This is a genomic window from Prevotella sp. TF12-30 (assembly GCF_003436715.1).
Lineage (GTDB): Bacteria > Bacteroidota > Bacteroidia > Bacteroidales > Bacteroidaceae > Prevotella > Prevotella copri_A.
The window spans coordinates 8,040-22,477 of record NZ_QSQJ01000003.1 but is presented as its reverse complement, the minus strand read 5'-3'; the positions used below and the strand labels follow the sequence as shown (position 1 = coordinate 22,477).

The following is a 14,438-nucleotide window of genomic DNA, read 5'->3' as shown; positions in this document are numbered from 1 at the left end:
GCAAATGAAAAAAACATCCATCTTCAGCCTCACAGCTGCCTTGATGATGACTGCCAACTTATATGCGCAATCATCATATACGGTCACCGTAAATCCCAACATCTGCTATCAGACCATAGCAGACTTCGGATCAAGCGACTGTTGGACAGCCGATTTTGTGGGCAAATATTTCAGTGATGCAGAAAAAGAGAAATCGGCGAAATGGCTCTTCAGCCAGGAAATGGATGCCGACGGTAACCCAGAAGGCATCGGTCTCTCGATGTGGCGCGTAAACCTGGGTGCCGGTTCAGCAGAACAAGGCAGCCAAAGTGGCATCGAAGACATCACCCGACGCGGCTACTGCTATCTGGATGCCAATGGCAACTACGACTGGACCAAGTCGGCAGGTCAACAATACTTCATGCAGCAAGCCAAGAAATATGGAGTAGATCATTTTCTGCTCTTCTCCAATTCAGCCCCAGTACAGTATACCAAAAACGGCAAGGCATGCGCCAACAAGGGTGTGAGCGGAAGCAATCTCGCAGACAATCACTATGCCGACTTTGCCAAATTCCTCACGACCACAACCAAGCACTTCACCGACGAAGGCTACAACATAACCCTCATTGATCCGGTAAACGAGCCACAATACGATTGGACAGAAGGTCAGGAAGGTTCACCATGGACCAACGAGTGCATCGCCAAGCTCGCCCGAGAGTTAGACAAAAGCATTACCGACCAGGGACTCTCTGCCCAGATACTCCTGCCGGAAGCCTGCCAATGGAAGGCACTCTATCAAGACGGAACCGAGAAAAGAGCCAACAACCAGATAGAGGCTTTCTTCAATACCAGCAACAACAGCACCTACATCGGCGACTTGAAAAACCTGAAAAGAGCCATCGCTGGTCATAGCTACTGGACCTTCGGCACGAATGCCGACCTGAAGGACATCCGTCAGAACGTATGGAACAAGGCTCAGGAATACAATCTCGATGTATATCAAACCGAATGGAGCATGCTCGATAAGGAGCCATCCACTTCAGCAGGTTTCCCTTCCAGTTACGATGCAGCCAGCTATATGGACATCTCGCTCTATATGGGTAAGCTTATCCACTGTGATCTCACCTACGGCAATATGGCATCATGGAGCTACTGGACCTCTTTCGCACAAGAGAAATGGGGACAGAAGAACCGCTTCTATCTCTTGCGAATGAATGCCCAGGGCGATAACAACAACGAGAGCTATGGTGATATCCAGAACGGCGGTACCATCACCGACAACAGTAACCTCTGGGTACTCGGCAACTACAGCCGTTTCATCCGCCCTGGTTACAAGCGTATCGACCATATCACCAATAAGGAAGAAGATCTCAATAAGCTTCTGGGATCTGCCTATCTTTCTCCAGATGGCAAACGAATCGTTTTGGTATATGTAAACATGATGGCATCACAAAACAGTGTACGCATCAACATTGAGGGACAGAAGGTAGCCAAGGATATCAACGTTTACCGCACATCTGCGAAAGAAAAACTGAAGCACATCAAGAGCAGTTTCAGTCTGGATAAGCTGATTGCCATCCCAACCAAGAGCGTTGTAACCATCGTGATTGATTTCGAAGATGCCATCAATACTGGCATTAGCCATATCAAGGCAGATAAGGCCGGTAGCAATAACATCTACAGCATCGAGGGCAAATTGGTTCGCAAACATGCAGATTCTACAGAAGGACTCGCCAAGGGTATCTATATCCAAAACGGAAAGAAATTCGTGATAAAATAACAGCAAGGGCATCCATCTGCCTTTTGAACAACTCATCAAACAAAAAATTCTATTATGGCACATAATTATATGAAATACGGTGCTTTATCTGCATTGCTCATCGCCAGCATCAACATGCAGGCAGCACAGGAAGGAACAACCCGTTATACCATCCTTACCCAAAGCCCGGAACAGCACATCCAGCACTTCGGTGCCAGCGATGCCTGGAGTATGCAGTTTCTCGGTCTATGGTCAGAGAAACAGCAGGAGCAGATTGCAGACTGGCTCTTCTCTACCGAGAATGATGCCTTAGGCAAACCTAAAGGCATCGGCTTGTCTATCTGGCGATTCAATCTGGGAGCCGGAAGCGAGGAACAGGGAGAGGCTTCGCAGATTCAGCCGGGCACAAGAACCCAATGCTTTCTCAATGCTGACGGCACCTACGACTGGAGCAAACAGGCTGGACAGCGCAAGTTTCTCAAGCTCGCCAAGCAGAGAGGTGTGCCTTATTTCCTCGCCTTCTGCAACTCAGCACCCGTGTTCTATACCAAGAACGGACTCGCAACCAACACAGGGCGCGGCGGCACCATCAATCTGAAGGATGATTGCTACGGCAAATTCGGAAAGTTCATCGCCACATCTCTCAAAGGCATCGAAGAGCACGATGGCATCCACTTCAACTACATCAGCCCTATCAACGAGCCGGATGGACATTGGAACTGGACAGGACCGAAACAGGAAGGAACCCCAGCCACCAACCGCGAGTTTGCCAAGGTGGCAAAGGAGGTAAGCAAAGCATTGGTAAAAAACAAGCTCAACACCGATATTCTCATCAATGAGTCGAGCGACTATCGCTGCATGCTTGGCACCCACATGGCCGACTGGCAGCGAGGCTACGAAATCAACTCCTTCTTCACCAAAGACAGTACGCAGACCTACCTGGGCAACGTGAAGCGACTCCTCCCTCTCATCGGTGCTCACAGCTACTGGACCAATACCCCTATCCCATACATGAGAGAAATCAGAATGAAGATTAGGGAAGCGTGTAAGCAGAAGAACATCAAGTTCTGGCAAACAGAACTCTGCATCATGGGCAACGATGAGGAGATTGGCGGCGGAACTCCTTACGACTTCTCGATGAAGACAGCCCTCTATGTGGCTCGTGTCATCCATCATGACCTGGTATATGCCAATGCCGAGAGCTGGAGCTGGTGGCGTTCTGCAGGCGGTGACTACCGCGATGGACTCATCCGCATCTACAGCAAGGATGGATGGAAGAGCGGCTGGGCAGTAGATTCCAAGTTGATGTGGGCACTCGGCAACTATTCCCGCTTTATCCGTCCTGGTGCCCAGCGCTACGATATCGCTACCACTTCTGCCGATGGAAAGCAGATAGAGGAAGGCTACAACGACCCTTACGGTGTAATGTGTTCTGCCTATCAGAATGCCGACGGCAAATGGGTGATTGTGGCAATCAACTATTCTGAGGATGTGAAGCCTGTCAACTTTCAACTCGATAATCATGAGCAGAAAAGCTGGCAGATGTATCGTACCAGTGACATCTCTTCCGAGAGTTTAGCGCCTATTGGAAGTTGCGATGGAACCACCCAATTGGCTCCACGAAGCATTACGACTTTTATGCAAAAATGATTGAAATAGTCCCTTTTTAACGAAAAATCCCCTTTATTGAACGATTTTTATCCTTCATAAAGGAGATTTTCCGTTATCTTTGCAAATGTTTTATCAAGAATACTAAAAAAATAAGTATAATGACAGTAACAACTTCAATCAAGACATTAGCCTTTGCCTCACTATTGGCACTGGCACCGGCTCAGATGATGGCGACACAAAAAGGTGGCACCTTCACTACCGGCGACAAGACATTCCTTCTCAATGGCAAACCTTTCGTGGTTAAGGCTGCCGAGTTGCACTACCCTCGTATTCCTCGTGCCTACTGGGAGCATCGCATCAAGATGTGCAAGGCTCTTGGCATGAATACCGTCTGCCTCTATGTATTCTGGAATATCCATGAGCAGGAGGAAGGCAAATTCGACTTCACTGGCAACAACGATGTGGCTGCTTTCTGCCGCCTCGCTCAGAAGAACGGCATGTATGTCATCGTTCGCCCAGGTCCATACGTTTGTGCTGAATGGGAAATGGGTGGTCTGCCTTGGTGGCTCCTCAAGAAGAAGGATATCCGTCTGCGTGAGCAGGATCCTTACTTCATGCAGCGAGTAGAAATCTTCGAGAAGGAAGTGGGCAAGCAGTTGGCTCCACTCACCATCCAGAATGGTGGTCCTATCATCATGGTTCAGGTGGAGAACGAATATGGTTCTTACGGTAAGGACAAGCCATACGTAAGTGCCATCCGCGACATCGTCCGCAAGAGCGGCTTCGATAAGGTAAGTCTCTTCCAGTGCGACTGGTCATCCAACTTCCTGAACAATGGTCTCGATGACCTGACCTGGACCATGAACTTCGGTACAGGTGCCAACATCGACCAGCAGTTTAAGCGTCTCGGCGAGGTTCGTCCGAATGCTCCTAAGATGTGTTCAGAGTTCTGGAGCGGCTGGTTCGACAAGTGGGGAGCACGCCACGAGACCCGTCCTGCCAAGGATATGGTAGAAGGAATGGACGAGATGCTGAGCAAAGGCATCAGCTTCTCTCTCTATATGACCCACGGCGGAACCAGCTTCGGCCATTGGGCAGGTGCCAACTCTCCTGGTTTCCAGCCAGACGTAACCAGCTACGATTACGATGCCCCTATCAACGAATGGGGATTGGCTACTCCTAAGTTCTACGAACTGCAGAAGATGATGGCAAAATACAACGACGGCAAGAAGTTGCCAGCTGTACCTAAGGCTCCGATGCAGATCATCAAGGTGCCAGAGTTCAAGTTTACCGAATACAAGCCATTGAGCTATGGTATCGGAAAGGAGAAGGAAACCCAGGCTCCTCAGTGCTTCGAGGATATGGATATGGGATGGGGTACCATGGTTTACGAGACTACCGTTCCTGCCATCGAAAGCATATCAACCCTGACCGGCGAGTTCCACGACTTTGCTCAGGTATATGTGAACGGAAAGTATATGGGTAAGATTGACCGTGTGAAGAATGAGAAATCACTCGAATTGCCAGCCATGCCACAGGGGGCACAGCTCACCATCGTGGTAGAAGGTATGGGAAGAATCAACTTCGGTCGTGCCATCAAAGACTACAAGGGTATCATCGGCAACGTAACCCTCACTACTCAGAAAGAGGATTGCGAACTTGCCCTCACCCCTACCCGATGGAACAACAGCAGCATCGCTGATGATTATCAGACAGCAGTCAAGGCACTCGCTATGCCAACCAACAAGATGCGCGGTCTCCAGACCAAGGCGGGTTACTATCGTGGCTACTTCAACCTGAAGAAGGTGGGCGACACCTTTATTAATATGGAGGCATTCGGCAAGGGACAAGTTTACGTAAACGGTCATGCCCTCGGCCGCTTCTGGCAGATTGGTCCTCAACAGACCTTATATCTTCCAGGCTGCTGGTTGAAGAAGGGCAAGAACGAGGTGATTGTTCTCGATGTTGTAGGTCCTAAGGGTGAAGCAGGAAAGCCAGGTTCTACCGTGGCTCCTACCGCTTTCTGCCAGGATCATCCGGAGCTAGACAAACTGAATCTCGAAAAGAGCAACAAGCACAACGAGCCAGGTCATCGCATGGATCTCAATTCAGAGACTCCAGTATTGAAAGGCGAGTTCAAGGCTGGCAACGGCTGGCAGACCATCAAGCTCGACAAGCCTGTAACCGGTCGCTACTTCGCCATCCAGGCAGAGAGCAGCCAGAGTGGTGACAGCCAGATTGCCATCGCCGAGGTTTATCTCCAGGACGCACAGGGCAACCGCATCGACCGCAACAACTGGGTGGCTTACTACGCAGACAGCGAGAAGGGTAACTCTACTCTCGACAAGATGTTCGACCTTCAGGAAAGCACCTACTGGCAGACCGAGAAGGGCGCCAACTTCCCACATCTGGGAATCGTGGATATGGGTAAGGAGGTTACCATTTCAGCCTTCGAGTATCTGCCACGTGCCGAGCAGGGGGCACCGGGCAGCGTCAAGGGCTTTAAGCTCTACGTTAGAAAATAAAAAGATAGTTCATAGGTTTGGTCAGCCACAGGCTGACTGTGGATAATTAACACATATAGTTTAAAATGTAGTATTTCTATTGGAGAATAGAAAGTTAGTTAGATTGCAAAAAAGAGGTAGATGTGAATCTGCCTCTTTTTTCGTTTATATTAAACTCCTTTATTCGTATATATTAAAACTCCTTTTTTTGTATATAATAAACTCCTTCTCCCTCACTTTTTGTTTTTTTATACATTGATATGCCATTATGTGAATACTTTTGCGTATCTTTGCAGCAAAATACAAATACATTTTTTATGTTGACAGATATTGAAATAGCTAAATCAGTAAAATTGCGCCCCATCAATGAGGTTGCAGCTGAACTTGGAATCCATGAAGACCAAGTAGAGAACTACGGCCGTTACATCGCTAAGATTACTACGGACAAGATCGACACCAACAAGTTTAAAAACCATCATCTCATCCTCGTCACTGCTATCAGCCCTACCAAGGCAGGCAATGGCAAGACCACCGTATCTGTAGGTCTCGCCCTCGGTATGCAGAAGATTGGCAAGAAAGCAGTCGTTGCCTTGCGTGAACCATCTCTCGGACCTTGCTTCGGTATGAAGGGTGGTGCTGCCGGCGGCGGTTATGCCCAGGTATTGCCTATGGATAAGATCAATCTTCACTTCACTGGCGACTTCCACGCTATCACAGAGGCTAACAACATGATTGCCGCCCTGCTCGATAACTACCGTTTCCAGCACGAAGCTGAGGGCTTCAAGCTCAAGAAGATTCTCTGGCGCCGCGTGATGGATGTGAATGACCGTGGTCTCCGCCGCATCATTACCGGTATCGGTGACAAGAACGGTATCGAGACAGAGGCTGGATTCGACATCACTCCAGCTTCAGAGATCATGGCTATCATGTGTTTTGCAACAAGTGTTGACGACCTCCGTCGTCGCATCGACAATATTCTCCTGGGTATCACAGAGGATGACAAGCCATTCACCGTCAAGGATATGGGTGTAGGTGGCAGTATCGTTGCCCTCCTCCTCGATGCCCTGAAGCCAAACCTGGTTCAGACCACAGAGGGAACTCCTGCTTTCGTTCACTGCGGTCCTTTTGCCAACATCGCTCATGGCTGTAACTCTGTGATGGCTACAGCAGCAGCTCTCGAATATGGCGACTATGCCATCACAGAGGCTGGATTCGGTGCTGATCTCGGCGCAGAGAAGTTCTACAACATCAAGTGCCGCAAGACTGGTTTGCAGCCAGACCTTACTGTTCTCGTCGTTACTCTCCAGGCTTTGAAGATGCATGGTGGCGTAGCTCAGGAAGACATCAAGAAGCCAAACGTAGCTGGCATGGAGGCTGGTTACTGGAACCTCGACAAGCATGTGAAGAACCTGCAGAGCTTTGGTCAGACTGTAGTCATCGCCTTCAATAAGTTTGCTACTGATACCGATGAGGAAATCGAGGTATTGCGCAAGCACTGCGAGGAGATGGGCTGCGGATTCGCTGTCAACAGTGCCTTCGCCGAAGGTGGCAAGGGTGCAATGGAGTTGGCTGAGCTCGTAGTGAAGACCATCGATGAGCATCCATCTGCTCCTCTCTACTTCACTTACGATGACGATGAGCCTGTAGAGAAGAAGATCGAGGATGTTGCCTTCAACCTCTATGGTGCCGGCAGCGTAACCTTGAGCGATTCTGCCAAGTCTATGATCGAGGAAATCAAGAAGTTGGGTGCCGAGAAGTTCCCTATCTGTATCGCCAAGACTCAGTATAGCTTCTCTACCGATGCCAAGGCATACGGTCCTACAGAAGGCTTCGAGCTCCACGTTCGCGACATCACCGTGAATATGGGTGCCGAGATGATCGTAGTCATCGCGGGTCCTATCATGCGTATGCCAGGTTTGCCAAAGAGCCCACAGGCTGAGCGCATCGATGTGGTGAATGGTGAGATTACAGGTCTTTCATAAATAAGCATCTAGCCTAGAATATAGAAAAGGCACGGATTACACGGATTACACGGATTTATCATGAGCGTCATAAATCCGTGTAATCCGTGTAATCCGTGCCTAAAATATCACAGCGCAGAAAAACACTTTATCTCATACTGAATTCGCAACCACAATATAACTGATTATAGAATTCATTGATTCTCAAGAGTTCTCCTCGGCGGTTCTGCAAACCACCCTTTCTCCAGTTCATATCCCACCACTCTACATCCGGGCATCCTTCTACCGCAATATGTCCTGCGGCATCTATCTGCTTAATATTCTTCCATCTCGATGAAGCCAGCGTGGTGGTAAGCAGATGGAATCCATGTTCCTGGGCATACCTGGCAGCATGAGTCAGACGATATTGGAAACACACCGAGCAGCGGCTTCCCCGCTCCGGTTCCTTCTCCAATCCCCTGATGGTAGCCAGCCACTCCTCATGGTCGTACTCATCCTCAACATAGGGCACCTGCTGCGCCTCCAGGAATCTCATCAGCTCGTGCTTGCGGATATCGAACTCCTGCTGCGGATAGATATTGCTGTTGCTGAAATACACGGTTGGCTTCATGCCATTGCGAAGCATACACTCTACGATAGCCGATGAACAGGGTGCACAACAGGCATGCAGCAACACCGACATTCCTTCAGCCTTGCTTCCATCCGGAAGAGTAAGTTTCACGAATTTATATTGTTCTTCTACAGGAATCTTCATTTTACTTTGAACTTTAAACTTTGAACTTTGAACTTTATGATGAGTATTCTTAGCGAATACCTTGCTTATTTCTAATGATAAAGTGAGCGGAAAAAGCGGGATTTCGCTTTTTGGACAAAAAAAACAAATGGAGTACAGTCTCTCGACACCCCCCATTTGCCCAAATATATGCGAAAACTGATGCAAAGATACGATTAATTTTTGAGTTACCAAATTTTTAAGCGATAATTTTTCGTCTAAATGAATAAATATCGATTTTTTAACCAAAACTTAACAGTTTGCATCAGCAAATTAACGTTTTTATTCAATTCTTCGGGAACTGTGAGATGTCTGACTACCAGTCTGTTTTCTAACCCAAATCACGTTTCAGGGTGATGACCGTCATCTCCGGCCAGGCACCCAGTCGGAAAGGGAATGAACCGCCCAATCCGGCAGAAACATAGAGCAGCTGCCTACCCAGCCAGTATTCTCCACCCCACTCCTTGAAAGCCATGTGGGCAGGAGTGAAGTTACCAATCTTCAACTGTCCGGCATGAGTATGTCCCGCCAGGGTCAGGTGAACTCCGGTCTTCTGTACTTCCCTTCTCCAATGGTGCGGATCGTGGGTAAGCACTATCTTGAAAGCATCCTTCGCCACTCCCTTCATCGCCTTCTTCAGGTTACTGCGATTGGTAAACGGAGGCTGTCCGGCATTCTCCACACCGATGATTTCTATCGAAGCCATACCATGCGATACCGTAAAATGCTCGTTCATCAGCTGATGCCATCCCATCTCATTCTGCAACTGGAAGAGGAGTCTGCGGTTCTTTCTCAAGGCACTCAGACTGTGGTTGGTATTATATTCGCAGTAATCGTGATTACCCCAAACCGAGAAGATACCATCGGGAGCATGCAGCTTCTTCAGATCTTCCACATAAGGTTCCACCTCATCGGCAGCATTGTTCACCAGGTCGCCGGTAAAGAGCATCATCTCCACCCCTTCGGCATTGGCTCTTTCCACCACCTTTCTCACAAAGTCGGCACCCTTCGGAAAGGTACCGAGATGCAGATCCGTGAAATGCAGAATCTTATAGCCATCGAAGTAAGGAGGCAGATCGGCAGAAGAATAAGTCACATATTTCACCTCCAGTCGCTTCCATCCCTCTACGAATCCATAGAGGAACCATCCCATCACCGCCAGGGCAGGCAGGATGGCGAAGAACCAAGGCATGAAGAATTCGAAGAGGATGAATACCACCTTCGGCATCACAGAGAAAAGGATGAGAGAGAAAAGCACTCTCACCGATGTGCGATGAAACTTACCCAACTGCAGTCCCACCTCAGCCAGGATGATGAGCAGAGAGGGAATCCACCAGAGGATGGCTAGCGGCAGAGGCCACTCTCCCACTCCGATATGCCACAGCCAGGCATCGGGCACCAGTGTCATAGCTCCGATGCCTACTATATACATAAGTGATCTGAAAAACTTCTTGATAACCTTATTCATCTACCTATTTCTATTAAGCTATTCGCTGCATCCCCAGTCAGGGCGCAACAACTTTCTGCAAAGGTAGTGTAAATTGAAGACACTACAAAATAAATGGGAATCTCAAAAATACATTTAACTTTCTTTTGCCAAATCAGAAGCAAGATTTCGCATCTTCGGGCATTTTATAGACAGAAAGATTTAAAAAGGAAAAGTTATGAGAAAGATCAATTTTAAGAAAATCGGGCTCGCAGTAGCCCTGCTGATGTCAGCATTCACCTTTCAGTCGTGTGATTCTGATGATGATACCAACTGGGATCAGGTTTTACCTAATGCCCTAGTAACTGTCAAGCAGAATGCAGATGCCTGCTATCTGCAGTTGGATGACAACACCACATTGCTCGCCAAGAACCTCAAGACTCCAGTCTTTGATGGCAAGGAGGTTAGAGCACTCGTCAACTATACAGCTACCGATGAGAAGAGCGACAAGTATTCTCAGGTAGTACATGTCAACTGGATTGACAGCATTCTCACCAAGAAGCCAGCACCTTATCTCTCTACTCCGGCAGAGAACGATGCGAAGTATGGCAATGATGAGGTAGATATCGTTCGCGATTGGGTAACAGTAGCAGAGGATGGTTATCTCACTCTCCGCTTCCGTGCTCTCTGGGGCGGTCAGAAGCCACACATCATCAACCTTCTCACCGGTGTGAACCCAGAGAATCCATACGAGGTAGAGCTTCGTCACAATCAGAATGGTGATGCCAAGTATCGTGTAGGCGATGCCCTGGTAGCCTTCAACCTCAACAATGCCCTGCCAGACACCAATGGCAAGACTGTGAAGCTCACCATCCGCTGGAAGTCTAGCAATGGTGACAAGAAGGTGGATTTCAACTACTGTTCGCGCAAGGCAATCACCAATGCCAAGCAGCTGGACGGCTACAGCCAGACAAGTAAGGCTATAAAGTAAAAGATTGATAAAGTAAAACGCCTATCCCCTGATGCTTCTCTTCAGAGAATCCATCAGGGGATTTTTTATCAGTTTTTGCATTATCTCCACATACTCTTCAATAATTTCATTAGAGCCCCCATTCGATACAAAAAAATCTTTTCTCACGAAACCACAAAAGAAATCCCCCAAAAACTTGCATAAAAGAGAAATATTTCTTATTTTTGCATTATCTTTGTAGGAATTAAGAGGAAAGTACGAAAAAATGGAAAAAAACAACAGAATACAATTACCCCTAGAAGAAATCAAGCTCGCTTTTGCTGCATCATGCGTTGAGGGAGCCGCTAGAAAGCTCGGGGTGCCATATATTGAAATATACGAAAGAATGAGAAAGGTTGATTTAATCAACAAGTTCATTCTGCCCCATTATGATACACTCCATACCGAAAGTAGAGAGTATCTTATAGAAGATGTCATAGAGTGTCTAACTAATTGGGAGAAGAAAAACTGATGAAAATAACAGTCTATCATGGAGCCACAGAAATTATAGAAGCTCCACTTTATCATGTAGGAAGACCAAGGTTAGACTTTGGTCAAGGTTTCTACGTAACTGATTTAAAGGAACAGGCTATAAAATGGGCTAAAACCATTGCAGATAAAAGAGCAGCAGAACCCCTACTCAATATCTATTCCTTGGATAGGGATGCAATTCTCGCCGAGGCTCGCAGCAAGATATTCACCGCATACGATAAAGACTGGCTAGACTTCATTGTAGCCAACAGACGAGGAAAAAATCCAGCCAAAGATTACGACTATGTGGAAGGCGGCATAGCAAACGACAGAGTGATTGATACCGTAAACCTATATATGACAGGCTTTTACGATACAGAATCAGCTCTACAGCAGTTAACTTTTCATAAGCCCAACAATCAGATTTGTTTACTCAATCAAGATCTCATCAATAAATACTTAATCTATAATGGTACAGAAAAAATATAACCAGATAAATACCAAGACTCCTGAGATTCAAGAAATGATTCTCAGCTATCAGATAGGTGGCGTTGCTTACGAATTATCAAAACGCCTGAAAATATCTCCAGCTATGGCTCTTGATCTTTTCTATCGCAGCAAGACCTGTGCCCAGCTCCACGATAAGCGCACCGGCTTGTATCTTATGAGCAATGGATACATCGCCGACGATTTCATTTACGAGAAACAGAGAGGGTATTAATCACGATGCCTTGGGTCCGGCTCCGCCGCCATTGCCGGCTTTTCGTCCGGCAACTCATATCTCCTGATATGATGATCTTCCAGAAAAATATGGTTAAGGGTAAAGGCAAGCGACTCCAGAGTCTTCTCCCTGACAGCCGGTTTCAGCTCGCATTCCCAGATGACGATGGTATGCCATCCCATTTCTGCCAACCGATGCAGCACCTCATGGTCCCTCTCCCGGTTTCTCCTGATTTTATCCTGCCAGAACTGGGTATTCGATTTCGGAACCACGTAATACTTGCATCCCTCATGTCCATGCCAGAAGCAGCCATTCACCAGAATGCAGGTACGATACTTCCTCAGCACAATATCCGGTTTCCCCGGCAACCGTGGATGATTGAGCCGATACCTGAATCCCCTAGCCCACAGGAACTTCCTGACAAGAATCTCCGGTTTGGTATCCTTGCCTCTGATTGCCGCCATATTGTTGTGGCGCTGTTCTATGGTTAAGCGATCTGACATTTGTTTCCGCTTAGCATTGCAACATTGCGGCAGGAGTTATGTTCAGAACCTTACATAACAATCTTGCAATTTTTAAAGTAGGTTCCGAACGTCCTGTGACATAATCGTTAATACGTGAAGGACTTACTCCAATTTCTGAAGCCAATTGTTTCTGAGTCATTTCTTTTTCATTTAATGAAAATTCAATAAGTTCAGAAACAGAAGGCTTTCCTATTGGGTAATGCTTTTTTTCGTATGACTCTACAATGTCCGACATTAAAGTCAGTTCTATGGCATTCTTATCATTGGCAGGAGTAGCATCCGTTACCAATGGCAGGAGTTCTTCAATTCTGTTGAGTGCAAACTCATATTGTTCTTTGGTAATTCTTTCCATAATAGCTTTTATTAAATGGTGGAACAATCAATTTTGTCATATTCACTATGTGTCCCGACAGTTCCGCAAGGTCTGCGCATCGGTACACTTTATTCCTCCTCGTCTCTACGCCTCCTATGCCACTTGCAATCATTATACAATACCCACAAACCGCCTCCCCCAAAGAAGAGACAGCCCACTATTCCCACCACCTGACAATATGTTTCAGATGAAATTCTTCTTGAAACTCTTGGATGAAGAAACATATTGATACCACCACACACAAAAATTAGACACAACAGGTAAAACTTAATTTTAATCGATATTTTCTTCCTATAAAAAAGGAAACAAACCAAAGAAAGACCTACCATTAACACTATAATTAATGAAGATATTCTCCCAAAAGTAAATTCTTCATGCCTTAATAACCTAAGGCATAGCCTGAATATGGAAGCAGTAACCAATACAAGACCAACTGCATAACTTACCCAAATCACTTTCCGAGTATCTTTAGAATCGAAAAGTGAATCCACGTTCTTCCAATATTTATCCATATCTTTCATAAGCCTTATTCCCAATAATAGTAGTTACTAATCCCGATGCCTTGGATCCGGCTCCGCCACCATTGCCGGCTTTTCTTCCGGCAATTCATACCTCCTGATATGATGATCTTCCAGGAAGATATGGTTCAGTGTAAAGGCTAGCGACTCCAGAGTCTTCTCCCTGACAGCCGGTTTCAGTTCGCATTCCCATATTACAATAGTATGCCATCCCATTTCTGCCAACCGATGCAGCACCTCATGGTCCCTCTCTCGGTTTCTCCTGATCTTATCCTGCCAGAACTGGGTGTTCGATTTCGGCACCACATAATACTTGCATCCTTCATGTCCATGCCAGAAGCACCCATTCACTAGAATGCAGGTACGATACTTCCTCAGCACAATATCCGGTTTTCCCGGCAACCGAGGATGATTGAGCCGATACCTGAATCCCCTAGCCCACAGGAACTTCCTGACAAGAATCCCCGGTTTGGTATCCTTGCCTCTGATTGCCGCCATATTGTTGTGGCGCTGTTCTATGGTCATTTTATCTGGCATACGCTTTATTTATTAAGACATCTTTTTCTAATCTAATCACACCATTCGATACAAAATTAATCTTTTCTCATGAAACCACAAAAGAAATTCCCCAAAAACTTGCATAAAAGTAAGCCATCGGCTAACCCCAGTCAGACTCGTGGAAAACATCACAATGCAAAGATACAACATTCAGAATCCGCCATTCACGGTTTCTCACGATTTCTCACGGATTTTCACGTCTTTTTCTGAAGAAGTAACTTACTTACGACCCCTAAGTGACTTACTTACGAC

The 14,438-nt window shown here is 46.9% G+C and carries 14 protein-coding genes; 8 read left to right on the top strand and 6 right to left on the bottom strand.

Annotated features, from left to right (window positions below):
• The first annotated feature begins 4 nt into the window (after positions 1-4).
• The 4 genes from DXD25_RS02030 to DXD25_RS02015 all read left to right on the top strand — a co-directional run bounded on the left by DXD25_RS02030 (position 5) and on the right by DXD25_RS02015 (position 7,835).
• Entirely contained in the window at positions 5-1,759 is a 1,755-nt protein-coding gene (locus DXD25_RS02030; RefSeq protein ID WP_117661568.1) for a glycoside hydrolase, read from the top strand.
• 69 nt (positions 1,760-1,828) lie between these two features.
• Positions 1,829-3,388 (top strand): glycoside hydrolase, encoded by a 1,560-nt coding sequence (locus tag DXD25_RS02025; protein ID WP_187360418.1) that lies wholly within the window; start codon positions 1,829-1,831, stop codon positions 3,386-3,388.
• A 119-nt stretch (positions 3,389-3,507) separates the two neighbouring features.
• Positions 3,508-5,874 (top strand): beta-galactosidase, encoded by a 2,367-nt coding sequence (locus DXD25_RS02020; protein ID WP_117661566.1) that lies wholly within the window; start codon positions 3,508-3,510, stop codon positions 5,872-5,874.
• 296 nt (positions 5,875-6,170) lie between these two features.
• Positions 6,171-7,835 carry a formate--tetrahydrofolate ligase gene (locus tag DXD25_RS02015; RefSeq protein ID WP_089542867.1) on the top strand — a complete coding sequence of 555 codons (1,665 nt, stop codon included), beginning with the start codon at positions 6,171-6,173 and terminating at the stop codon, positions 7,833-7,835.
• Positions 7,836-7,962: 127 nt separating this feature from the next.
• On the opposite strand, the gene DXD25_RS02010 is transcribed toward DXD25_RS02015, so the two are convergent.
• Entirely contained in the window at positions 7,963-8,568 is a 606-nt protein-coding gene (locus DXD25_RS02010; RefSeq protein WP_187360414.1) for an epoxyqueuosine reductase QueH, read from the bottom strand.
• Positions 8,569-8,917: 349 nt separating this feature from the next.
• Positions 8,918-10,054 (bottom strand): metallophosphoesterase, encoded by a 1,137-nt coding sequence (locus DXD25_RS02005; RefSeq protein WP_117661565.1) that lies wholly within the window; start codon positions 10,052-10,054, stop codon positions 8,918-8,920.
• Between the two features lie 196 nt (positions 10,055-10,250).
• On the opposite strand from DXD25_RS02005, the gene DXD25_RS02000 reads away from it, so the two are divergent.
• The 4 genes from DXD25_RS02000 (at position 10,251) to DXD25_RS01985 (ending at position 12,213) form a co-directional block, all read left to right on the top strand.
• A complete protein-coding gene (locus tag DXD25_RS02000) occupies positions 10,251-11,003 on the top strand; it encodes a NigD-like protein (protein ID WP_117661564.1) in 753 nt (250 codons plus the stop codon).
• Positions 11,004-11,247: 244 nt separating this feature from the next.
• Positions 11,248-11,493 carry a DUF3791 domain-containing protein gene (locus DXD25_RS01995; protein WP_117661563.1) on the top strand — a complete coding sequence of 82 codons (246 nt, stop codon included), beginning with the start codon at positions 11,248-11,250 and terminating at the stop codon, positions 11,491-11,493.
• Entirely contained in the window at positions 11,493-11,981 is a 489-nt protein-coding gene (locus DXD25_RS01990; RefSeq protein ID WP_117661562.1) for a DUF3990 domain-containing protein, read from the top strand. Before DXD25_RS01995 ends, DXD25_RS01990 begins: the two co-directional genes overlap by 1 nt.
• Entirely contained in the window at positions 11,962-12,213 is a 252-nt protein-coding gene (locus tag DXD25_RS01985) for a hypothetical protein (protein ID WP_117661561.1), read from the top strand. Before DXD25_RS01990 ends, DXD25_RS01985 begins: the two co-directional genes overlap by 20 nt.
• Here DXD25_RS01985 and DXD25_RS01980 read toward each other — a convergent pair.
• The 4 genes from DXD25_RS01980 to DXD25_RS01965 all read right to left on the bottom strand — a co-directional run bounded on the left by DXD25_RS01980 (position 12,210) and on the right by DXD25_RS01965 (position 14,165).
• The gene (locus DXD25_RS01980; RefSeq protein WP_117661560.1) at positions 12,210-12,716 is read right to left on the bottom strand and encodes a very short patch repair endonuclease; all 507 of its coding nucleotides are present in this window, start codon (positions 12,714-12,716) and stop codon (positions 12,210-12,212) included. The two genes, DXD25_RS01985 and DXD25_RS01980, sit on opposite strands and share 4 nt — an antisense overlap.
• A 10-nt stretch (positions 12,717-12,726) precedes the next feature.
• Positions 12,727-13,089: a type II toxin-antitoxin system HigA family antitoxin gene (locus DXD25_RS01975; protein WP_117661559.1), complete on the bottom strand. Its 363-nt coding sequence runs from the start codon at positions 13,087-13,089 to the stop codon at positions 12,727-12,729.
• A gap of 89 nt (positions 13,090-13,178) precedes the next feature.
• Entirely contained in the window at positions 13,179-13,631 is a 453-nt protein-coding gene (locus tag DXD25_RS01970; RefSeq protein ID WP_147327820.1) for a hypothetical protein, read from the bottom strand.
• 27 nt (positions 13,632-13,658) lie between these two features.
• The gene (locus tag DXD25_RS01965) at positions 13,659-14,165 is read right to left on the bottom strand and encodes a very short patch repair endonuclease (protein ID WP_117661557.1); all 507 of its coding nucleotides are present in this window, start codon (positions 14,163-14,165) and stop codon (positions 13,659-13,661) included.
• Between the last annotated feature and the right edge of the window lie 273 nt (positions 14,166-14,438).